This is a genomic window from Bacillus sp. AFS041924 (assembly GCF_002577195.1).
GTDB lineage: Bacteria > Bacillota > Bacilli > Bacillales > Bacillaceae_G > Gottfriedia.
Map to the genome: position 1 here is coordinate 28,421 of NZ_NULG01000004.1, position 22,071 is coordinate 50,491.

General features: G+C 33.0%; 20 protein-coding genes and 2 riboswitches. Of the genes, 9 read left to right on the plus strand and 11 right to left on the minus strand.

Annotation, left to right across the window (positions count from 1 at the left end; genetic code table 11):
• Positions 1 to 137: 137 nt before the first annotated feature.
• Positions 138 to 629: an RrF2 family transcriptional regulator gene (locus COC46_RS00975; protein WP_098807909.1), complete on the minus strand. Its 492-nt coding sequence runs from the start codon at positions 627 to 629 to the stop codon at positions 138 to 140.
• A 233-nt stretch (positions 630 to 862) separates the two neighbouring features.
• On the opposite strand from COC46_RS00975, the gene COC46_RS00980 reads away from it, so the two are divergent.
• Positions 863 to 1,306: a carboxymuconolactone decarboxylase family protein gene (locus COC46_RS00980; protein WP_098807910.1), complete on the plus strand. Its 444-nt coding sequence runs from the start codon at positions 863 to 865 to the stop codon at positions 1,304 to 1,306.
• Positions 1,307 to 1,540: 234 nt separating this feature from the next.
• Here COC46_RS00980 and pckA read toward each other — a convergent pair whose 3' ends face one another.
• Positions 1,541 to 3,127 carry a phosphoenolpyruvate carboxykinase (ATP) gene (gene pckA, locus COC46_RS00985; RefSeq protein WP_098807911.1) on the minus strand — a complete coding sequence of 529 codons (1,587 nt, stop codon included), beginning with the start codon at positions 3,125 to 3,127 and terminating at the stop codon, positions 1,541 to 1,543.
• 312 nt (positions 3,128 to 3,439) lie between these two features.
• A riboswitch (SAM riboswitch) is annotated at positions 3,440 to 3,555 on the plus strand.
• Positions 3,556 to 3,764: 209 nt separating this feature from the next.
• Between pckA and metK the strand changes: the two genes are divergently transcribed.
• Positions 3,765 to 4,961 (plus strand): methionine adenosyltransferase, encoded by a 1,197-nt coding sequence (gene metK, locus COC46_RS00990; RefSeq protein ID WP_098807912.1) that lies wholly within the window; start codon positions 3,765 to 3,767, stop codon positions 4,959 to 4,961.
• Between the two features lie 157 nt (positions 4,962 to 5,118).
• A complete protein-coding gene (locus COC46_RS00995; protein WP_098807913.1) occupies positions 5,119 to 6,108 on the plus strand; it encodes an NAD(P)-dependent alcohol dehydrogenase in 990 nt (329 codons plus the stop codon).
• Positions 6,109 to 6,267: 159 nt separating this feature from the next.
• Here COC46_RS00995 and COC46_RS22035 read toward each other — a convergent pair whose 3' ends face one another.
• Positions 6,268 to 6,432 carry a hypothetical protein gene (locus COC46_RS22035; protein ID WP_176545010.1) on the minus strand — a complete coding sequence of 55 codons (165 nt, stop codon included), beginning with the start codon at positions 6,430 to 6,432 and terminating at the stop codon, positions 6,268 to 6,270.
• A gap of 103 nt (positions 6,433 to 6,535) precedes the next feature.
• On the minus strand, positions 6,536 to 7,510 hold the full coding sequence (locus COC46_RS01000) for a glycoside hydrolase family protein (RefSeq protein WP_098807914.1): 975 nt from the start codon (positions 7,508 to 7,510) through the stop codon (positions 6,536 to 6,538).
• A gap of 160 nt (positions 7,511 to 7,670) precedes the next feature.
• On the opposite strand from COC46_RS01000, the gene COC46_RS01005 reads away from it, so the two are divergent.
• Together COC46_RS01005 and COC46_RS01010 are read left to right on the plus strand one after the other, a co-directional pair.
• The gene (locus COC46_RS01005; protein WP_098807915.1) at positions 7,671 to 8,126 is read left to right on the plus strand and encodes a MarR family winged helix-turn-helix transcriptional regulator; all 456 of its coding nucleotides are present in this window, start codon (positions 7,671 to 7,673) and stop codon (positions 8,124 to 8,126) included.
• Positions 8,127 to 8,393: 267 nt separating this feature from the next.
• Positions 8,394 to 8,493, plus strand: a riboswitch (purine riboswitch).
• A gap of 55 nt (positions 8,494 to 8,548) precedes the next feature.
• A complete protein-coding gene (locus COC46_RS01010; protein ID WP_176545020.1) occupies positions 8,549 to 9,874 on the plus strand; it encodes an amidohydrolase family protein in 1,326 nt (441 codons plus the stop codon).
• A gap of 49 nt (positions 9,875 to 9,923) precedes the next feature.
• On the opposite strand, the gene COC46_RS01015 is transcribed toward COC46_RS01010, so the two are convergent.
• Positions 9,924 to 10,433, minus strand: coding sequence for a DinB family protein (locus COC46_RS01015; RefSeq protein WP_255294777.1), 510 nt, complete (start codon positions 10,431 to 10,433; stop codon positions 9,924 to 9,926).
• 259 nt (positions 10,434 to 10,692) lie between these two features.
• On the opposite strand from COC46_RS01015, the gene fosM reads away from it, so the two are divergent.
• From fosM to COC46_RS01030, 3 genes are all read left to right on the plus strand, one after another.
• Positions 10,693 to 11,115, plus strand: a complete 423-nt coding sequence (fosM, locus tag COC46_RS01020) for a FosM family fosfomycin resistance protein (RefSeq protein ID WP_098807918.1) — start codon at positions 10,693 to 10,695, stop codon at positions 11,113 to 11,115.
• A 329-nt stretch (positions 11,116 to 11,444) separates the two neighbouring features.
• Positions 11,445 to 12,140, plus strand: coding sequence for a pirin family protein (locus tag COC46_RS01025; protein WP_098808010.1), 696 nt, complete (start codon positions 11,445 to 11,447; stop codon positions 12,138 to 12,140).
• A gap of 40 nt (positions 12,141 to 12,180) precedes the next feature.
• Positions 12,181 to 12,606, plus strand: a complete 426-nt coding sequence (locus COC46_RS01030) for an OsmC family protein (protein WP_098807919.1) — start codon at positions 12,181 to 12,183, stop codon at positions 12,604 to 12,606.
• 261 nt (positions 12,607 to 12,867) lie between these two features.
• Here COC46_RS01030 and speE read toward each other — a convergent pair whose 3' ends face one another.
• The 5 genes from speE to COC46_RS01060 all read right to left on the minus strand — a co-directional run bounded on the left by speE (position 12,868) and on the right by COC46_RS01060 (position 18,684).
• Positions 12,868 to 15,198, minus strand: coding sequence for a polyamine aminopropyltransferase (speE, locus tag COC46_RS22435; RefSeq protein WP_218012439.1), 2,331 nt, complete (start codon positions 15,196 to 15,198; stop codon positions 12,868 to 12,870).
• Positions 15,195 to 16,031, minus strand: coding sequence for an adenosylmethionine decarboxylase (gene speD, locus COC46_RS01045; protein WP_098807920.1), 837 nt, complete (start codon positions 16,029 to 16,031; stop codon positions 15,195 to 15,197). The genes speE and speD overlap by 4 nt, the downstream gene beginning before the upstream one ends.
• Before the next feature lie 211 nt (positions 16,032 to 16,242).
• The gene (locus COC46_RS01050) at positions 16,243 to 17,394 is read right to left on the minus strand and encodes a glycosyltransferase family 4 protein (protein WP_098807921.1); all 1,152 of its coding nucleotides are present in this window, start codon (positions 17,392 to 17,394) and stop codon (positions 16,243 to 16,245) included.
• A gap of 12 nt (positions 17,395 to 17,406) precedes the next feature.
• A complete protein-coding gene (locus COC46_RS01055; protein WP_098807922.1) occupies positions 17,407 to 17,940 on the minus strand; it encodes a phosphatase PAP2 family protein in 534 nt (177 codons plus the stop codon).
• A gap of 216 nt (positions 17,941 to 18,156) precedes the next feature.
• Positions 18,157 to 18,684: a gamma carbonic anhydrase gene (locus COC46_RS01060; RefSeq protein WP_098808012.1), complete on the minus strand. Its 528-nt coding sequence runs from the start codon at positions 18,682 to 18,684 to the stop codon at positions 18,157 to 18,159.
• A 160-nt stretch (positions 18,685 to 18,844) separates the two neighbouring features.
• Between COC46_RS01060 and COC46_RS01065 the strand changes: the two genes are divergently transcribed.
• Positions 18,845 to 19,939 carry a tetraprenyl-beta-curcumene synthase family protein gene (locus COC46_RS01065; protein ID WP_098807923.1) on the plus strand — a complete coding sequence of 365 codons (1,095 nt, stop codon included), beginning with the start codon at positions 18,845 to 18,847 and terminating at the stop codon, positions 19,937 to 19,939.
• 192 nt (positions 19,940 to 20,131) lie between these two features.
• Here COC46_RS01065 and COC46_RS01070 read toward each other — a convergent pair whose 3' ends face one another.
• Positions 20,132 to 21,277: a cation:proton antiporter gene (locus COC46_RS01070; protein WP_098807924.1), complete on the minus strand. Its 1,146-nt coding sequence runs from the start codon at positions 21,275 to 21,277 to the stop codon at positions 20,132 to 20,134.
• Between the last annotated feature and the right edge of the window lie 794 nt (positions 21,278 to 22,071).

The window sequence follows — 22,071 nt, forward strand, 5'->3', positions numbered from 1 at the left end:
AAATGGGTGAATGCGGAGTTCTGTCTGCATGAAATGCTTGGATACTTCTGACCAGTTAAGAATTTTAAAAAAATAAATGTTATTTGAGCAAAGAAAAAACCTCTCTTTATTCCTTTTTTAGGAAAGTAGAGAGGTTTTTATATATTGCTCTTCGAAAAATATTTCCGAGTATCTTCACGTATTTCGTTAGGTAAAACAGTTGCTAATTCTTTGTTTAACCACGAAAGTGTTTTACTACGTAAATATTCATGCATTTTTTCTTCTGCAGAGAGCATGACTAAATTGATCGTACAGGTGGCACTTGGCGTACAACCTTTTTCTCTATATAGATAACCATTATCTTTAATATTTTTACATTGAAATATAGGTTTAGAACCTTCAACTGCCTCAATTACATCCCAAAAGGAAATTTCTTCTGGAGATTTAGCAAGTTTAAAACCACCTTTAACTCCTGGAACCGAACTTACAATACCAGCTTTAGATAATTTACTAAAAATCTTTGAAAGATATGTATCCGAAACACCTTGAAAGAAGGATAGTTCCTTTATTCCAATTGGAGAATCTTCAGGATTATCAATTAAATAAACTAGGCAGTGAAGTGCATACTCAACTCCAACGCTATACTGCATTCAAACACCTTCTTCATAAAAGAGATTATTAAAATTAATCTTAGAAATGTTTTATTTCTTTGTCAAACATTTAATTTTAGTAGCAATTAGCAGGTAAAAGAAGTTTGACAGAATAAAATAAACGATTTATTATAGATTATATCAATCGGCGATTAAATGAGTCGCTAATTGATTTTTGCATTTCTATAGTAAATCAATTATTTTTATAATTAACTTTTTAAGGGGGAAATAAAATGAAACAACAAATTAATTATTATAAGTTAGCACCAGAAGCAATAAAAATCATGATGGAAATGGAAAAGTATACTAAAGCAACAGGTATAGACCATAAACTTAGAGAACTTATTAAAATTCGTGCTTCACAAATTAATGGTTGTGCATACTGCATTGACATGCATACCTCTGAAGCAAGAGAAATAGGAGAAACGGAACAACGTATATATTGTCTTAGTACGTGGAAAGAGTGTACATTTTACACAGATGCAGAAAAAGCAGCATTAGAGTTAACAGAGCATATTACATTAATCCCGAATAAAGGTGTGCCTGCTGAACTTTATAATCGCATTAGTAAACACTTTAGCGAAAAAGATTATATAAATCTTGTGTTCATAATAAATCAAATTAACAGTTGGAATAGAATCTCTATTTCAATGGGGAATACGCCAACTGTAAAATAATTGCCTTTGTTATAGAAAAAGCATCCAAATGAATTGGATGCTTTAATTTATAATGATTTGATGACTTGTTAGATGTGAGGTTGCAATAGAGCAGGAGAGATTAAAAAAAGCTCTTTCATTTAAGCATTAGGTTGATAGGGAATCTTTGGTTTTTTTTAAAACGATCAAAAAAGGGGCTGCTCAAAAGTCATTCATTCTGACTTTTGGACAGCCCTTACATTTTTATTGATTAAATTATTTTAAAGGTCCACCAAGCTCAGCTAATTGAGCATCAAAGCCTTCAAACTTTTTGAAGTTTTCTTTGAATTTCGTTACTAATTCAAGAGCTTTTTGGTCATAAGCTGATTTATCTTCCCACGTTGTTGAAGGAACTAATACGCTATCAGGTACACCAGGTACATGAGTTGGAATTGCTAAACCGAAAAACTCATCTTGTGTAGTGTCAATGTTGTTTAAATCCCCTTCAAGTGCAGCGTGAACCATTGCTCTTGTGTAAGATAGATTCATACGTTTACCTACACCATATTCTCCACCAGTCCAACCAGTGTTTACTAAGAATACATTTACATTATGCTTTTCAATTTTTTCACCAAGCATTTTTGCATATTCTACAGCTGGAAGCGGTAAGAATGGTGATCCGAAACATGTAGAGAATGTTACTTGTGGAGAAGTAACACCACGCTCAGTACCTGCTAATTTACTAGTAAATCCACTTAAGAAGTGGTACATTGCTTGCTCTTTTGTTAATTTACTGATTGGAGGTAATACTCCAAATGCATCAGCAGTTAAAAAGATAATTGCATGTGGATGTCCAGCAACGCTTGGTTCAATGATATTTTGAATTGCTTGCATTGGGTATGCAGCACGAGTATTTTCTGTTAAAGTTGTATCATCATAGTCAGCTAAACGGCTATCAGATTTAACCACTACATTTTCTAAAACAGTACCAAATTTAATTGCAGAGAAAATTTGTGGCTCTTTTTCAAATGTTAAATTGATACATTTAGCGTAGCAACCGCCTTCAATATTGAATACACCATTATCTGACCAGCCATGCTCGTCATCACCGATTAGCTTACGGTCTGCATCTGCAGATAATGTTGTTTTACCAGTTCCTGATAATCCAAAGAATAATGCCACATCGCCTTCGCTACCAACGTTAGCAGAACAGTGCATTGGTAAAACATTATTTTGTGGTAATAGGAAATTCATGATTGAGAAAATAGATTTTTTCATTTCACCAGCGTATTCCGTACCACCAATTAAGATTATTTTCTTTTCAAATGATATAATTACAAATGCCTCTGAATTTGTTCCATCTACTACTGGATCTGCTTTAAATGTAGGAGCAGAAACAATTGTAAATTCTGCTTCATGAGTTTGAAGTTCTTGCTCAGTTGGGCGAATAAATAATTGGTGAGCAAATAAGTTGTGCCATGCAAATTCGTTAATTACTTGGATTGGTAAACGATACTCAGTATCAGCACCTGCAAATCCTTTAAATAAGAATAATTCGTTACGATCTTTTAAGTAGTTAAGTACTTTGCTATACAATTTTTCAAATACGTCAGCAGAGATTGGTCGGTTTACTGAACCCCAATCGATTAAATTTTCAACAGATGCCTCTTGAACAATAAATTTATCCTTAGGTGAACGTCCAGTATATTTTCCTGTTGAAACGCTAACTGCTCCTGTTGACGTTAAAATTCCTTCTTGTCTTGTTAGGACTTTTTCAACTAACTCAGAAACGCTAAGTTGGTTATACATTTGATTACTAGTAAGTAATTCGTTTAATTCAAAGTTTACATCAACTGTCTTCATATACTAATACCATCCTTTAAATATAATTTGTCTGCCGTGTAGGTATCTCGATAAATAGTATAACACATTTATTTTAATAGTGTATACTATTAGTTAGCAAAATGTGTTATGAATTTGATTAAAAAATAAATTTGAGTAAAATTTACTTATAAAATGAAGTAAGTTTTATAAAGGTAAGGATAATAATTAGTAATTTCCCATTAAATAGAAATGAATGTAGAGATAAAGTTATTGTAGAATTATGTCTAAGTTATGATGAAAATTGTTGACAAGAAAGTGAAATTTTAATATGATACTTTTCATACGGATACTCTCTTATCCCGAGTAGGTGGAGGGATACAGGCCCTACGAAGCCCAGCAACCTCACTTTTAGTGAAAGGTGCTGAACCTGATGCAAGACATTTTTTTTATGTCTTGGACGATAAGAGCGAAAGGCAAATAACCAAGAACCCTTTCCTCATGTAATATTTGATAAGAGGAAGGCTTTTTTTTTGCTCAAAACTTAAATACAGTGGCAATTTCGTAATTTACACTGAGTTATCTTTATCTTAAATGGGAAACATAGGAATAGGAACAAACTTTTTATTCTTATGTTGAGAAAAAAGAGATCCGTCAATTCAATTTAGGAGGGGACTCAATGTCACAACGTCGTTTATTTACTTCAGAATCAGTTACAGAAGGACATCCAGATAAAATCTGTGACCAAATCTCAGATTCAATTCTTGATGCAATTTTAGCAAATGATCCGAATGCTCGTGTAGCAGCGGAAACTTCAGTTACAACAGGTTTAGTACTTGTTGCAGGTGAAATTACAACTTCTACTTATGTAGATATTCCAAAAATCGTTCGCGAAACAATCCGTGAAATCGGTTATGACCGTGCAAAATACGGATTTGATGCAGATACATGTGCAGTTTTAACTTCTATCGATGAGCAATCAGCAGATATCGCTCTAGGTGTAGACCAAGCGTTAGAAGCTCGTGAAGGTAGCATGTCAGATGAAGAAATCGAAGCAATCGGAGCAGGTGACCAAGGTTTAATGTTCGGTTTTGCTGTAAATGAAACACCTGAATTAATGCCACTTCCAATTTCATTATCTCATAAAATCGCACGCCGTTTAACTGAAGTTAGAAAAAATGAAACAGTTTCTTACTTACGTCCAGACGGTAAAACGCAAGTAACAGTTGAGTATGATGAAAACAATAAACCAGTTCGTATTGATGCAATCGTAGTATCAACACAACACGGTCCAGAAGCTACTCAAGATCAAATTGAAAATGATATTAAAGAACTTGTAATTAAACCAGTTGTACCAGCTGAGTTAATTGATGAAAATACAAAATTCTTTATCAACCCAACAGGTCGTTTCGTAATCGGTGGACCTCAAGGTGATGCAGGTTTAACAGGTCGTAAAATTATCGTTGATACTTACGGTGGATATGCTCGTCACGGTGGTGGCGCATTCTCTGGTAAAGATGCAACTAAAGTTGACCGTTCTGCTGCTTATGCTGCACGTTACGTTGCGAAAAACATCGTAGCTGCTGGATTAGCTGATAAAGCTGAAGTTCAATTAGCATATGCAATTGGTGTAGCTAAACCAGTTTCAATCGCTATTGATACTTTTGGTACAGGTAAAGTTTCAGAAGAAAAATTAGTTGAAGTAATTCGCAACAACTTCGACCTACGTCCAGCTGGAATTATTAAAATGCTTGACCTACGTCGTCCAATTTACAAACAAACTGCTGCTTATGGTCACTTTGGCCGTACAGATATCGACCTTCCTTGGGAGCGTACTGATAAAGCTGAAGCTTTAAAAACTGAAGCAGGTCTATAATTAAAAGATTAAGGCTGAATACAGCATTTGCTGTATTCAGTCTTTTTTTTGTTTATTTAGAGTTACAATCTATAGAAGACATTTATATGTAGGCATACTTAAAAATCATTTTTCATAGGTTTAAATGACTAACTCAAAGTTTGTAATGGAGGAACCTATGAAAGCAATTATCTGTACAAAATATGGTCCACCAGAAGTTCTTCAGCTAAAAGAAGTTGAAAAACCTACAATAAACGATGATGAAGTGTTGATTAAATTACACGCAACAACTGTAACAGCAGGAGATGTATTGCTAAGAGCCTCAGATTTCCCTATTATGTATTGGCTACCCTCTCGACTAATGTTTGGCTTAACCAAGCCGAGAAATAAAATACCAGGTAGTGAGCTAGCAGGGGAAATTGTATCAGTTGGCAAGAATGTAACAAAATTTAAAACCGGAGACCAAGTTTTTGGATATAGCGGATTTACTTTTGGTACTAATGCTGAATATATTACATTGCATGAGGAAGGAGTACTCACAAAAAAACCAATTAATATGACATTTGAGCAAGCTACAGCAGTGCCTGTCGGAGCAATTACTGCACTATATTTTTTAAGAAAGAGTATTATCCAAAATGGGCAAAGAGTCCTTATTTATGGTGCATCGGGAAGTGTGGGAACCTATGCAATTCAACTAGCGAATTATTTCGGAACAGAAGTAACTGCTGTATGTAGTACACCAAATTTAGAACTAGTCAGATCGCTAGGAGCAAAAGAAGTGATTGATTATACAAAGGAAGACGTTGCTAATAGAGTGAAAACATATGACATAATTTTTGATACGGTCGGTAAGAGTTCTTTTTCAGATTGTAAAAGATTACTTAATAAAGATGGGGTCTACTTATTAAGCGCAGTATGGAAGCTTTCAGTGTGTTTTCAAGCAATCTGGAGTAATTTATTAAGTCATAATAAAGCCATTCTAGGAGTGGCAGATATGAACAAAGAAGATTTGAATTATATAAAAGCACTTATTGAAGCAGATAAATTAAAAGCTGTGATTGATCGGCAGTACCCACTTGAACAAATTGTTGAAGCACATCGTTACGTAGAACAAGGACATAAGAAGGGGAATGTTGTAATTAATATTAGAGGTACTAATCAGCTATAAGCGTATCATACAAGAATCCCTCAAAAATGGCTTTTGAGGGATTTCGTTTAATGTATAAATTGGTAATTAATGAAGAAAAAATTGACTAATTTACAAATTTTAGGTAATGTAACTCCGGCACTGTCTTCGCTTTAAAGCTTGTCCATTGGAGAGCTTTCTTTATAGATTTTCATTTTGTTGTCTTATTTCTTCTCCAGCTAAAATCATATTTGCTGTTTCAATTTTGCGGTGTTCATCTACTGAATGACCAGGGTCGAGATTATTAAGGTTCGCTTGTATTTTCATTTGTTCTTCATTTATGAGGGGTTTATTTTGCTTAGTCAAATTATGACCTCCATATAGATAGTAGAAACGTGAAGAAATTCTTCATTGTACTTAGTCTTAACGAATTGACTAACTTCATTCAAAAATACAAGAGATGAAATAGTTAATTTCCTAATTCATTAACTAATTTTTGATATGTGAAATAAGCAGGCTTAGGTGTATAATCATCCTTCATAATGCCAAATTGATGGAATAGGTCGTCTTTTGAGCTATCAGCATCCCTTAAACCGAAAAATTCATAATGTGTAATATTTAGTTCTTGGCGGAGTCTGTAGACCGTTCGAATGACTTTTTCAAGGACGACTGTTTGCTTAGCATACGTTCTTTCAATTTGTATAAATGGATTTTTCCCAGTTGGCCATCCATTCTCTGTAATGTGGATTGGAAGTTCGAAAGGAAAACCAATGCGATTTAACGTCTCTCGAAATTTACGTAGTATATTTTCTACTGAAGCTGCAATTTCCTCTATTTCTAGTGGTTCTTCAAATACATCTACATAAAAATTATGACCTACATAATCAATTGAACGAATTAGTTCGTCTCCGCCAATTTTCATTAATTTCTCCCAAAAATGTGGAATTGTTTTTTCTCCCTCAGGAACCGACCCAAACCCAATTTTAATAGTTAAATTGCTTTTTTTAATTTCTTCTTGTGCAATTATTACTCCTTGTACAAGCGCTTCTATTACATATGGTTTGGATCCATCCATAAACGATAAATTAGGCTCATTTGTGATCTGAATCGAATCAAGGTAAATGCCATATCCTTTAATTACTTTACGAACAAAATTCAACCAATAATCTAGTGACAAACTTGGATCCATCAGGCAGCCAATTGTTAAATCGCCTAGTAAACCCGCGTTCTTATATCGATTTAAAGCACTAAATACTTTTTCCTCTGTTTCAGGTCCCATATAGACAGCATACATTCTTGGTAAAAGCTGTTTTGCATTACCCTTTAGCTCTTTTATGGCGGAAGAGATTTTTTCATAATTATCTTCAGGTCCAATCGCTAACCCTATAGGTGTACCAGCTACACTAAGGGGGTAGATACCAAAAGTTAATCCAGTTGAATTCATTATCATTCTCTCCTTTGTTGTATAGTAAATAAATATTTACTTTTTCGTTTTGATTTATTTATTATATGTGTTATTATTGAACTGTAACTCGGATAAATAATAAACTTTTATTTACTATATGTCAATTTGGGAATTTTTTCACGGAAAGGTTTGAAGTAAAATGAATTCAAATCCACATCAAATTGCGGAGAAGTTTATTCAACTACTTCCGCTAGTTTTTACTAAATTTAACAAGCCAGGTTTAAAAAAATCACTAAAGAATAAACAGACTGAGTTAACCCATTTGCAAAGTCATATACTTGAGGAATTATTTCAAACATCTGAAGGAATCTCACTTACAGAGTTAGCTCAAAATATAAGTATTTCTAAACAGCAAATGACCCCGTTAATTATGAAATTAGAAGAAAAAGAGTATGTATCTAAAATTCAAGATGCTAATGATAAACGAAGTGTAAAAATTATACTGACAGAAAAAGGCAAAAAAGTTGTCTCTAAACGCTGGGAAGATTTTTATCATATTTTTATCGAACGGGTTGGGCAGCTTGATGAAGAAGACTTGCTAGATTTAGATTACTCAATATACAAGATTATACGAATACTTGGGAAATTAGAATAGAGAGTATTATCGAAATGAATGGAGTTAATTTCGGTTTTCAATTGAGGTTTACAATCTCAAAACAGGAAAACAAGAAACACATCAAGAGATTATAGGAATAAACGAAATCATGGCTCAAGTGACTAAAAAAGGTAAATCAATTCATGCATATAGTTTTATCATGTTAAAAGAATAGCTTAATAAAAAGACCAAAGGATTTGAACTGTATTTAAAATACCAATTTATAGAAATCCTTGAACTTTACTAATTAATCGGTTAATATCATTTTATATAAAAACATAATCCAATTGTATAACCTCATTGATATGGTATGAGGGTCTCTACCAGGAACCGTAAAATCCTGATTACGAAAAAGAATGTAATGTATTTACATCCTTCTTCGTAATCAGGATTTTTTTTATTTTCACTCAATTTTGAAAATCATTAAGGAGGAACAAATAATGAAAACAGTCTATATAAACGCAACAATTTTTACAATGGATAAGGAAAATCAAATTTTTGATAACGGTATGATGATTGTACAAAATCAATTAATTACTTATGTTGGAAACCATTCCGAAGAGTTAATGAAGGATGCGGATCAAGTAGTCAATCTTCAAGGGAAATGGGTAATGCCTGGTCTTGTTAATACGCATTCTCATATTCTTATGACACTTTTACGTGGAATTGGCGATGATATGCTACTAAAGCCTTGGCTTGAAACAAAAATATGGCCAATCGAAAGACAATATACGACTGAGATTGCTTCAGTAAGTGCACAATTAGGTATTTTAGAGATGGTAAAGTCGGGAACTACAACATTCTCTGATATGTTTAACCCTAATGGTATCAATCCAAATATTGTAATGGAGAAAATTGGTGAAACGGGAATTCGCGGGGCATTTTCATATTCAATATTTAGCTTTGGAACAGAAGAAGAGCAAAGAATGAATCTAAAAGGTGCTGAGCAATTTTCAATTGACTACAAAAACTTTGCTAATGGCCGTTTAACAACGATGGTTGCACCGCATAGTCCATACGCTTGTACTCCTGAGGCACTTATCGAGAGTGTACGTATTGCAAAGGAAAATGACTTAATGATGCACATTCATGTATCTGAAACAGATTATGAAATTCAAGATATCCAAACTCGTTATTCGAACCGTCCTGTTGAACATCTTCGTAAATTAGGTGTATTTGATCAGCCGACTGTCATGGCCCACGGGGTAGTACTTAATGATGAAGAAAGAGCAATCTTAAAAGAATATGATGTTCGAGTTGCTCATAATCCAATTAGTAATTTGAAATTAGGTTCTGGAGTTGCGGATGTTATTAGTTTATTAGAAGCAGGAGTAAAAGTTGGTATAGCAACAGATAGCACAGCATCAAATAACAATCTTGATATGTTTGAAGAAGTAAGAACTGCTGCATTGCTACAAAAAGGAATGTATAAAGATGCTACGAAATTCTCAGCACAAACTGCCCTAACTTTGGCTACTCGCGGTGGCGCAGAAGTGATCGGAATGGGTCATACTGGTTCTCTTGAAGCAAATAAGAAAGCAGACTTTATTACAATTTATCCATTTGATAAAGAGCATTTACAACCATTAAGTAATGCTTATTCACACTTACTATACGCTGCTCGTGGTAGTGATGTATGTGATGTTTTCATTGATGGAAAGGCAATTGTAAAAGATCGTATTTGTTTAACAATTGATGAAGAAAAGGTAATCGCCGAAGCTAATCGTTTACAAAGTAGATTTTCTTAAAAAAATATTTAAAGAGCAGGAATGACAAGTTTCCTGCTCTTTTTATCATTTAAAGATAACGTTCATTGATGATTTTTAAGTGATGTAATTCATGACCTGCAATAATATACGCAATAGCTCTTGGAGTTGTTGGGTGATTTAATACAGTACCCTCAAGTTCTAATGTTTCATCAGATAAATTTGCTAACAAAGATAATGTAGCATGACGTACAGTTTCATATTCAATTAAGATTTGTTCTAGTTCGAGGCGGTTAAAATTTGCATTTTCATTATAAGCATTTTCATCAAATGATGGTAAAGGAGATTGATCTCCTCTGGCAATTGCCAATAGACGATAGCACATGATTCTCTCTGTATCTACTAAATGTCCAAGTACTTCTTTAATACTCCATTTACCTTCCGCGTAACGATATTCAGATTTTTCTTTAGAGATTGCTTTAAAAAAGCTAATTGATTCCTCTAATTGATTCCGTAAAATATTCTGTAAGTGACCATCAGGAACTAGGCCAATATAACCTTTAAAGTGTGGGTTATATTCGTTTGATTTTGGTCTGGACAACAAATTAATCACCTCAAAGTTTTTATTTAAAATCAACAATGATAGTACAATAAGCAAATTATACCTTATTATGGAATTACAAGTTTGAAAAATTAAAATATTAAGGGTAATTGATATGAATAATGAGCTGATGCAGCATGGTAAGCAATTCGCAAAATATGAATGTAAAAATTCTAGTGGATTATATGAGAGAAACCGAAGGCCATGGGAAATGGTTTTAGTAGGAAAGTAAATAAAAACGATGAAAAGAGGTAGTGAAATGGAGATTAAAGGAATCAATCATTTGTTGTTTTCTGTATCTAATCTTGAAAGATCGGTCGATTTCTATCGGAGTGTATTTGATGCAACTCTATTAGTGAAAGGTAGAACAACAGCATATTTTGATTTAAATGGAATCTGGCTTGCTTTAAATGAAGAGAAGAATATACCTAGAAATGAAATTCATCAATCGTACACTCATATGGCTTTTACAATTGATGAAGTTGACTTCGAAAATATGTACGCTAAATTAATAGAACTTAAGGTAAATATATTGAATGGTCGAAAAAGAGATCAACGAGATAAACAATCAATTTATTTTACTGATCCTGATGGACATAAATTTGAATTTCATACAGGGACTTTACAAGATCGAATTAATTATTATAAGCAAACAAAACCACATATGGATTTTTTCGATTAATTGGTAAGTAGAAAGTTTCGTTAAACTTTCTTTGAAAAATATCTTGAATTAAAGATATTTTTTGATACAATATAAGTAAGAGTTAGGCTAACTTATTTTTACAAATAACAAGTTTAGTGTAGAAAATGATTAAATAAGCGCGTGTGTTTTTGATTATATATCTCGAATTAAAGATAATATATTTAATTTATTTTTTAAAATTAGGCTCTATTAATATTAATTGTTGATTTTAGTTAAATTCGAGACTAATTGAAATGGAAAGGGAAGTACCTGGAATGGAAAATCAACATTCTTTTTTAACAGAGCCAAAAATTAAAGGAGCGATAAATATGTTCGAAAAAATCATTAGTAAACAATTAGGTCTCGCTGATCACGGCTGGTTAAATACAATTCATCATTTTTCATTTGCAAATTATTATGATCCTAACAATATGAATTTTGGCGTACTAAGAGTATTAAATGATGATTTTATAAAACCTCACAGAGGATTTGGTACTCATCCACATAATGATATGGAAATTATAACGTATGTCATAAAAGGGAAATTAACTCACGCCGATAGTATGGGAAATCAACATGAAATTGGACGTGGTGATGTTCAATACATGAGTGCAGGAACTGGTGTGTATCACAGTGAGCACAATTTAGGTAAGGATTCACTACGATTAATTCAATTATGGATTATTCCTGACAAAGCAGGTCATACTCCAAATTACGGTGACTTAGTGTCAGATTGGGAAGAAAGAGAAGGAAAATGGTATCATATGGTATCTCCAGTTGATGGAAATGCCCCAATTAAAATTCACCAAGATGCAAATATTTACTCCCTTGCATTAAATGAGAATGAAGAAATTTCTTTTGAAATGAAAAAAGATCGCCAAGCGTATTTAGTCTTATTAGAAGGAAATGCAGTTGTGAATGGAGAACTATTGGAAGCTAGTGATGCTGCGAAAATCATTGAAGAAGATATAAAAATTAAATCAAAAGATTTTTCACATTATTTAGTAGTAGAAATGAAAAAATAAGATCGATGTAACAATCTAAGTTTTGGAGGGGAAGTATCTGATGAAAACAAGTATTAAATGGGACGGTAAATTAGCCTTTTCAGGAATTGCACCATCTGGACATGAAATCAAAATGGATACTGCTGAGTCATTAGGTGGAGAGAATAGTGCACCTACACCAGTTGAACTATTAATTAATGCAGTTGCAGGATGTACAGCGATTGATATCGTATTAATCCTTGAAAAAATGAGATTAAAACTAACTTCATTCGAAATTGAGGTAGATGGAAAGAGAGCTGAGGAGCATCCTAAACGATTTACTGACATTCATTTGCACTATATTTTAGGTGGAGAATTAGATACAGAAAAAGTTAGAAAAGCAATCAAATTATCTAAGGATAAATATTGTTCAGTCGCTCATTCATTGAACGCTAATATTACGGCAAGCTTTACTATGAATGGAACGAAGGATGAGGAAATTCTTTAAAATTGATAGTAGCTGTCTCCTTTTAGGCAGCTTTTTTTGATTAGATAAGTTATTTTGTGTACTTTGTTCGTTAGGTTGTTTAGATCGATTTTTAAATGGCTTCTACGTTGAAAAATGCTGGCTCAAAATTGAAAAGCACGAATACTTTGTGAACTTGGCTTTATTATCGCCAAAGTGGCTTAATTATCGATAAAACTGGCTCAATTAACAGCTAATTCGCCCAAAAAACCAGCAAAAAATTTCTTTGCTGGTTTTCTTCATTTACTCTTCGTTATCCAATTGTTTCTTAACATATGTAGGAAGCATAAAGCATCCAACATGTAAGTCTGTATTGTAATACTTTGTTTGGATGCCAAGCTTATTCCATTCTTCAGCTTTAATGTCTTTAATAGGGTCGTATTTTTTTGAAGCAAACCCGAATAACCAATGTCCAGATGGGTAAGTTGGCATATGGAATTGATATACTCTTGAAATAGGGAATGTTTCTTTTATTTTAGAGTGAGCTCGTTTCATTTCATGTGCGTAACTAGCGTAGTATGGGCTTTCGTGTTGATTAATTAGTATACCTTCTTCACTTAATACACGTTTACAGTTGTTATAAAATGCAACTGTAAATAGTCCTTCTCCTGGTCCAATTGGATCGGTTGAGTCTACCAAAATCAGATCATAATAACCTTCATCAGCTTCTTGGACGAACTTAAGACCGTCTTCGAAATATAAGGTTAATCGGTCATCTTGATCTAATTTTGAAGCCGTTAATGGTAAGTATTGCTGACATAGTCTTACTACTCGCTCGTCAATTTCGACCATATCAACAACATCCACATTTGGATAGCGCAACACTTCACGAGCAGTACCGCCGTCGCCGCCTCCGATAATTAATACTTTTTTAATTTGTGGATTAACAGCCATTGATACATGTGTAATCATATCATGGTAGATAAATTCATCCTTTTCAGTAACCATCATGTATCCATCAAGTGTAAAGAATGTTCCAAATGTTTCGCTTCGAAAAAAATCGATTTGTTGAAATTCGCTTTTTTCAGAATGGATATGTTCCTGAACTTTTATGGAGAACTTTGTATCTTCTTGATGGTTCTCTGTATACCATAAATCCATTAAATTTTCCTCCAAACTTCGGTCGACGACTTTGATTACATAAGGATCATCATCATCGTTGATAGTGATCGTACCTTCTTCCTTTAAATAAAGATAATGTTTAATTAATTCGGTTGAAATTAGTTCACCGGGTATACATAGAGGGATACCAGGAGGGTAAATCATAATGGATTCACCACTTATTAGGCCGCTAGCATCATGAATTGAAATTATCCGTTTTGGATGATAGAACGCTTCCCTTGGTGTCATAACCATTTTAGGATTTTTTAATGCAACACTAATATCATTCTCAAGCTTAGGCAGCTTACCGTAATGTCGGTCACTAATGTCTCTTAGTGCATTAATTAATGTTCGAATCGTATCTTCATTATCACCTAGTGAAATTATTGCTAAAATGACATTAGGTTCTGCAAGTTCGATTTGAATTTTATATTCCTCGGCAAGCATATCATATACTTTAAATCCGGACAGTCCTAAATCTGAAACTTTTACAACTAGCTTTAACTCGTCGTAATCGTAAACACCAATACCATTCCGATATGAATCTCGAGTTATGCATTTTAATCCTTTAATGCCGTTAATTTCTTCTTTAGCTTTCTTCGTTAAATTTAGTAATTTTTCAAACCGCTCCTGACCTTCTACAACTAGTTTTTTTCTTGCAACATCGATTGAACACATGAGTAGATAGGAGGCAGAAGTTGTTTGAAATAAATTAATTGTAGATCGTACCCTATTTTTTGTAATGATTCCGTCATTATGTAATAGAACTGACGCCTGTGTTAAAGCACCGCCAGTTTTATGCAAACTAAGGGTCACAAGGTCAGCACCAAGAAGGGCAGCGTTACTTGGTAAATCAGGATGGAACGAAAAGTGAGCACCATGGGCTTGGTCTACTAAAATAGGGATACCCCGTGAGTGACCGATGTCGATAATTTGTTTTAAATCCGAGGTTGCTCCAAAATAAGTTGGATTGATTATCAAGATGGCTTTGACATCTGAATTTAAATCTAAGGCATGTAGAACAGATTTTACAGAAACGCCATTTACGATTCCATACTCATAATCGATTTCTGGTTCGATAAAAACTGGTTTAGCGCCTGCTAAGATTAACGCATTTATAGCAGATTTATGTACATTCCTCGGTAAGAGAACTTTATCCCCATGTTCAAGGGCGCTCATTATCATATATTGAACACCAGAAGTCGAACCATTTACCAACATATATGCATGATCCGAATGAAAGGCATCTGCTATTAGCGTTTCGGCTTCTTGGATTACACCAGTTGGATGCGATAAGTTATCAACACGCTTTGAAGAATTAACATCCATTTTAAGAGCCATTTCACTCCAAAGTTCTCTTAATTCTTCGAGTGAATTTCCTCTTTTATGCCCGGGAACATCAAAACTCGTTATATCTTCCTTAGCATATCGGACTAATTCAGTTAGAAGCGGTGTTTTACTGTGATCCATCATCCATCAATATCCTCCACATCAGGACCATTCCAGAGGTTTTTTCCATAAAAGATTTCATCCATTTCATACTTTACTTTTTCTTCTATTTCCCTAATTTCATCTTTGTCTAATTTTTCTTTTGTGTAGCCAAAGAGATAGTTATCTAAATTAAATTGTTTCAACTTGCATTTCGTATGAAAAATATTTTCTTGAAACACATTCACATCAATCATTTGATACATATCCTTTATTTTTTGAGGAATGTAATTTTGGATTGAGTTAATATCATGATCAATAAATAATTTATAACCACTAACATCACGAGTAAATCCACGTACACGATAATCAATTGTCATAATATCAGCATCAAATTGATGAATTAAATAGTTTAATGCTTTTAGAGGAGAAATTTCTCCGCATGTAGATACATCAATATCTGCTCTAAACGTACTAATTCCATCATCTGGATGATATTCTGGGTAGGTATGGACAGTAATATGACTTTTATCCAATGCTGCTACAACTAACTCCGGCAATGGACCAGGTGATTCGGAAAAGGTTTCAGAGGACGGATTATCAACTGGACCTTCTGAAACGAGAATGGTAACACTTGCCCCTTGAGGATCATAATCTTGTTTTGCAATATTTAAGATGTGTGCTCCAATTATATGTGTAACTTCAGTTAAAATTTTTGTTAAACGGTCAGCGTTGTACTGGTCGTCGATATACTGAATATATGCTTCACGTTCTTCTTTTGTTTTTGTAAAGCAAATATCATACATATTAAAACTTAATGATTTCGTTAAGTTATTAAAACCATATAATTGAAAATTATTTGACGATGAAATATTCATCTATTGTCCTCCTAGTTTTTACAAAGTGAAAATATACGTACGAAAAGTAAAAGCGACTTTACAGATAGTCGCTTTTGTAACTAGTCAATATGTATTGTTTGTTTTTGAATTATTCATTATTCACATAAGTTGATGATTAAAGAGATACTTAAACATAAAGTATTTTAATTTTTTTATTTAAAATATTCAGAAAAAAAAGCCTGAAAAGTTCTCAGGCCTTCTTTGAAAAAAGGATTGGGGGTTGAGGTGCAATGATTCGTTCAAGTTCCAATACTAATTGATTAAAAATACTATTCCAATCCTGAGTTAACGCATAATCTCTTGCTTTTTTCGACATATGTTTTAACATTTCACTTCCATGGAAGCAGTCTTCAATTGCTTGGCAAAAAGAAGAGGTATTCTGAGGCTCACAAAGGATACCAGTTGAATAATTTCTAATGATATTTTTGACTCCGCCCGCATTTGCACCTATTACTGGTGTACCACAAGCCATTGCTTCGAGTACTACATTTCCAAATGTTTCGGTATCAGAAGGAAAGACCATTAGATCACAAATCCCATATATCTCAACTAACTCCTTTTTTTGAAGGTAGCCTGTGTAAATAATATGATCAGTACCAGTGTTCTTAATCATATCTTCTTTTTTGGGACCATCTCCTACGATTACCCAAGTTAAATTTTTTCCAAAACGTTGTTTAGTATAACTGATGATTTTCGTTAAAGTTTCTAAATCTTTTTCGGGTGCAATTCTTCCAACAAAACAAATCGTATATTTTGAGTTTATAGTATATTTTTGTTTAATTTCATTTTGATTAAGAGCCGGACGAAAAATTGAACAGTCGACACCATGGGTCCAAATTGAGAGTTTGTTAAATCCTTTAGTAGCTAAGTGATTTAAGGTATCCTTTGATGGAACAAATATTTTTTGTGTAGGTTTATGAAACCAGTCTAAATACTTCCATAAAATATTTTCTAAAAATGTTAAGTTATAATATTGAAGATAATGATCAAAATTTGTATGGTAAGAAGCAACTAAAGGAATTTTCATTTTTTTAGCAATATGGAGTCCACTTAGTCCAATTGTAAATGGCGTAGCAATATGAATAATATCTGGATTAAATTCCTTAAGAGTTTTTTTCATTTTAGAAAGGTTTGGAAATGAAATTTTGCATTCAGGATAAATTTTAAATGGGACAGATTTTAATCTAGATACATCTTCTGTTGAAGATAAACCGAAATCTTTTGGAGCAAATACATGATATGAGTGCCCATGATCTTTTAAATAATTTGTAAATCGTTTTAAAGTTTTGGCAACACCATTCACTTGAGGAATATAGGTGTCTGTAAAAATAGCTACTCTCATAACTTCTCCTCCTTACAAATGATAGATAAAAAATTGTGAAATAAATGTAGTAAAAGTGCCAAGTAAGATTCCAAAAAACACATCTGAAGGATAGTGTAAACCAAGATATATTCGAGAGAATGCTACACAAAGTAGTAAAGGGAGTAAAATAAATGCTGTAATAGGTAAATAAATCATAATTGGAAGCGTAACTGAAATAAAAGCTGTTGTATGACCAGAAGGGAAAGAATGATCTTTTAAAGGATTTTTTTGAACAAAAGCACCTTTAAGTTTTAAATAAGGTCTTTTACGTGGATAAAAACGTTTAAGAAAATGCACAGGAATATGACTAAGAGTGAGAGTACAGCAGCATAGAATTGCCGCTTCATGTAAATCACCTTTGGAATAAAGTAATAAAATAAATGCTGATGCAATCGTAAAAGTAGCTCCCCCAAGATGGGTAATCTTACTAAAGAAAAAATTCAAGTAACGCTTCTGGAACAATGAATTAACGCGATAAAACAGTTGACATTCATATGTGTGAATCTTTTGAAGAATAGCGCTCATTTTTCATCCTCCATTATGATGATATTTGTAACTTCATTATAAAAAGGGTTTATGGATTTAATTAGAAGCTTTTGTAAATGAATAATTTAGAAATGTAAATTTTTAAAAAAGGCAAAGAAAGTAGAATTCATAACGAAAATAGCTTCAGAGAACACGAAAAAAGTAAAATCACAAAAAAAGAGAAGATTTTTTAATGATCTTCTCTTTTTTGCGAAATTATTTAGAAAGATTTTCTTCTTCTACTTTTTTGTAGTATTGACCTTTTTCGATATATTCTCTTCGAATTCGGTTCATATCAGCAATGTCTTCTTCAGTTAATTCTCGGACTACTTTAGCGGGTCTACCAAAAGCTAATGTATTAGGTGGTATTACTTTTCCACCTGGTACTAAGCTACCTGCACCAATCATTGCGCCTTCACCAATTTCTGCACCGTCTAAAACAATTGAACCCATTCCAATTAATGCATTTTTTTTAACTGTACAGCTATGTAAAATTACACTATGTCCGACTGTTACGCCATCTTCTAAAATTAGAGGACATTTTGGACTTTGGTGAAGAACAGATAAGTCTTGAACGTTTACATCATTCCCGATGATTGTATCATTTACGTCTCCGCGAATGACTGCACCAAAAAATACACTACTATTTGCTCCAATTGTGACAGAACCGGTAACAGTTGCAGTTGAAGCGACAAAAGCTGATGGTTCGATTTTGGGTTGAATACCTTTGTATGGTAATATCATACTATACCGTTGCCAAGCATATATAAAATACGATTGATTGTTTAGTTGAATTTTTCTAAACAACCAGGCAACGTCGTTCACCTCCATAATATATACTTCAATATGAGTATAACTTATTTTATCTATATATAATTAAACAAAAATAGGGAGGAGTGAAAAAATGTCACTACCTAAAAATCCGATCCAATTAATGCCTAAAGTATATAAATCTGTTTTCCCTCTTGTGCATCAGGAATTAAATTATTGGAGAAATTTTGCAACGACAATTCCAGACCCAGAACTTAGAAAACAAGCGTTAATGAGTATCGATACAAAAACATTCCATTGTGAAGGTGGTGCAATTTTAGCATTACTTTCTGAAAAGAATATAAAACCAATTATTGAGTTTATCGTCGCATATCAAACAATCAGTGATTACTTAGATAATTTATGTGATCGTAGTACTTCACTAGATCCAGTTGATTTTGAGGCATTACATGAGTCGATGATTGATGCAGTGAAATGTCAAACATCTGATCAATTATATTATCGATTTCGAGATGAACAAGATGATGGTGGGTATTTACGAGCACTAGTTTCAAAATGTCATAGTAGTTTAAGGCAGTCGAAGCATTATGAAGGAATTAAGGAGTATTTAGTCCAACTTGCTGATTATTATTGTAAATTACAAATACATAAACATGTAAAAAAAGATGAAAGAGTTCCTAGGTTAACAAATTGGTTTGAAAAATATCAACCAGTCCTATCTGACCTAGAATGGTATGAATTCTCTGCTTGTGCGGGTTCAACGCTTGGAATATTTTGTTTAGTTTCTTACTCGTTTAATGAAGTAATTTCTGAGAAGTTATTTGAACAAGTTTATAAGAGTTATTTTCCATATGTTCAAGGACTTCATATACTGCTAGATTATGTAATTGATCAAAAGGAAGACGAAGAGGGTGGAGATCTAAATTTTTGTAGCTATTACCCTTCTAAAGATGTCATGTTAAATCGAATTGAGTACTTTTCAACTAAAAGTGATCAGGCCTTAAAAGATTTAAAAGACTATCGTTTCCATCGAATGATTTGTCAAGGATTGCTAGGTATTTACTTGGCTGACAAAAAAATGGCAGGACCAGACGAGATGAAGAGAATCAGAAGAGGGATTGTTAAAAACGGTGGATTAACATCATTCTTTTTCTATGGTAATGCTAAGTTGTATTTTAAATTAAAAGAAATAAAAGCGAGTAATAAAAGAGTAAAAGAATCTGTTTAAGTAATGTCATAATATACAAAAAAGCCTTTGCTCTATTTTCGAGCAAAGGCTTTTTTTGAGGTTTTTTTAACATGTGTAGTTAGATTTGTTCTTTAATCTTGTGGCAAACTTTCCTCATCAGATTATAAGCAGTACATATACAGTCTGCTTTCATGTTCTTTATTCGATTGTAGACCCGTAAATTATCCCGACTCACGGCGTAGATACTTCACTTTTTTCAGAAAAAAATAACTTCATAAGTGGGGGAGTTACTACTGTTGTAATCAGTACAACTAATACAAGAATAGCGAACATTTCTTTATTTAATAGATTATTTGCTAAGCCAGTTGATGCCATAATTAGAGCTACTTCGCCCCGTGATACCATTGCCGAACCGATTCCTAGTGAATTTTTAGTTGGAAAGCCTGCTAACTTTGCCCCTAACGCTCCACCAATTAGTTTAGTTAAAATAGCGATAATACTTAACATAATAATCGTTGGAATTGAATGACTTAATCCCGTAAATTGAACGGATACACCAATTAAAGCAAAAAATACAGGCACAAATACAGAGTAAGCAATTGTCTCGACTTTTTCAAAAACCTCTTGTTTGAACTTTGTAACAGAGATCGAAATTCCAGCGATATAAGCTCCAATTATTGCAGCGATGCCAGTTTGGTCTGCAAAGGCTGCGAATAGGAAGCAAACGATTAATGCAGCAGAGATTAATGATTCTGAAACGTTAAGCTTAACAAATCTTTTTAGGAACCAAGGTACAATCTTCCAGCCAATTAATATAGCAAATGTAAAGAATATGAACTTTTTAAATAGAAGCATTGGTAAACTTACTGCACTTCCACTGAAACTCATTACAAATGCTAATGCGATTATGACAACTATATCATCAATTACGGCGGCTCCTAAAATCGTTGCACCATCTTTTGTTTTTAGTTTACCAATTTCTTTTAATGTAGCGACAGAAATACTTACACTTGTTGCAGAAAGTACAAGTCCTAAAAAAATAGCTTCAAATTGACTTAAATTAATGGAAGTTCCATATAGATAACCAGAAAGTAATGGGAATATAATTCCGAGTAAACCTACATAAGAAGATGCTTTCCCAGTTCGTTTAAATTCATTTAGATCTGTTTCTAAACCAGCAATAAACATCAGTAGGATGACACCAATTTCACTCATTTCATGTAATGTTTCAGTTTCAGTAATAATTCCAAGAACAGCTGGCCCAAGTATGATGCCTATTAATAGCTTACCTAGTACTGCAGGTTGACCAAGTTTAGTACTTAAATCTCCAAAAAATTTAGAGGCAATCAATATAATCGCAAGTTGCACATATAACATAAATCATCTCCAATCTGTTCGCATAAAAAAAGAACCTGCCACGATAGGGTATGTAGAATGTACATACTTATCCCTATCGTGACAGGCTCCTCCGAACAATGCATTTAATTATTATAAGTATACCAAAAATAAATACGAAAACAAGCTTAAGTAATAAATTGGTAACAAGTTAAACTAGAAATTTAGTTTAATAGAATTAAAAGTAAAAGCGAAATAAAATAAGCAAAATGAAGGAGTATAAACGAAATTGCACTTTTAATTTTTCGTAAACAAAACATATATTTTAGTATGAAAGAATGTAGATAGATTAAAATCATACTCCCAAAGAAACCGTAAAAATAGCCATAAATTACCCATAAGGTCATCTGATTTACTTGTGAAGATTCTGTTTGAAATCCTCTATATAATGAAACAAGGTAAAAAACTGACCAGTAATTGAAGAAAGCAATTAATCCAATTAATAATATTACCCAATTCGAATTCCGTAAAATGAATTGAAATACACTACGAAATAGTTTATTCACTTTGTTTCGATTTGTAGTCAACTCATCACGCCCCTGAGTTGGTTGATATCTTTCAACTACTTTTTGTTTGATTAGCATAGCTCAATTACTTGGTTATATCTATACATACTATTCAAATGTTTCCTCGAATACGCCGTAATTAGATATTATTAATAATTTTTTGTAAATATTTATAGATTTTTATGAATTAATTGATGAGGTTATGTTCTTTACAGGAAATTTGAAGAGATGGTTAAGGAACTTAAATTGGAATAGGAGCAATAAAAAAAA

Excerpts from the sequence above, each read along its gene's own strand:
- COC46_RS00975 (WP_098807909.1), bottom strand. The coding sequence starts at position 629 with ATGCAGTATAGCGTTGGAGTTGAGTATGCACTTCACTGCCTAGTTTAT.
- COC46_RS00980 (WP_098807910.1), top strand. The coding sequence starts at position 863 with ATGAAACAACAAATTAATTATTATAAGTTAGCACCAGAAGCAATAAAA.
- pckA (WP_098807911.1), bottom strand. The coding sequence starts at position 3,127 with ATGAAGACAGTTGATGTAAACTTTGAATTAAACGAATTACTTACTAGT.
- metK (WP_098807912.1), top strand. The coding sequence starts at position 3,765 with ATGTCACAACGTCGTTTATTTACTTCAGAATCAGTTACAGAAGGACAT.
- COC46_RS00995 (WP_098807913.1), top strand. The coding sequence starts at position 5,119 with ATGAAAGCAATTATCTGTACAAAATATGGTCCACCAGAAGTTCTTCAG.
- COC46_RS01000 (WP_098807914.1), bottom strand. The coding sequence starts at position 7,510 with ATGAATTCAACTGGATTAACTTTTGGTATCTACCCCCTTAGTGTAGCT.
- COC46_RS01005 (WP_098807915.1), top strand. The coding sequence starts at position 7,671 with ATGAATTCAAATCCACATCAAATTGCGGAGAAGTTTATTCAACTACTT.
- fosM (WP_098807918.1), top strand. The coding sequence starts at position 10,693 with ATGGAGATTAAAGGAATCAATCATTTGTTGTTTTCTGTATCTAATCTT.
- COC46_RS01025 (WP_098808010.1), top strand. The coding sequence starts at position 11,445 with ATGTTCGAAAAAATCATTAGTAAACAATTAGGTCTCGCTGATCACGGC.
- COC46_RS01030 (WP_098807919.1), top strand. The coding sequence starts at position 12,181 with ATGAAAACAAGTATTAAATGGGACGGTAAATTAGCCTTTTCAGGAATT.
- speE (WP_218012439.1), bottom strand. The coding sequence starts at position 15,198 with ATGATGGATCACAGTAAAACACCGCTTCTAACTGAATTAGTCCGATAT.
- speD (WP_098807920.1), bottom strand. The coding sequence starts at position 16,031 with ATGAATATTTCATCGTCAAATAATTTTCAATTATATGGTTTTAATAAC.
- COC46_RS01050 (WP_098807921.1), bottom strand. The coding sequence starts at position 17,394 with ATGAGAGTAGCTATTTTTACAGACACCTATATTCCTCAAGTGAATGGT.
- COC46_RS01055 (WP_098807922.1), bottom strand. The coding sequence starts at position 17,940 with ATGAGCGCTATTCTTCAAAAGATTCACACATATGAATGTCAACTGTTT.
- COC46_RS01060 (WP_098808012.1), bottom strand. The coding sequence starts at position 18,684 with ATGATATTACCATACAAAGGTATTCAACCCAAAATCGAACCATCAGCT.
- COC46_RS01065 (WP_098807923.1), top strand. The coding sequence starts at position 18,845 with ATGTCACTACCTAAAAATCCGATCCAATTAATGCCTAAAGTATATAAA.
- COC46_RS01070 (WP_098807924.1), bottom strand. The coding sequence starts at position 21,277 with ATGTTATATGTGCAACTTGCGATTATATTGATTGCCTCTAAATTTTTT.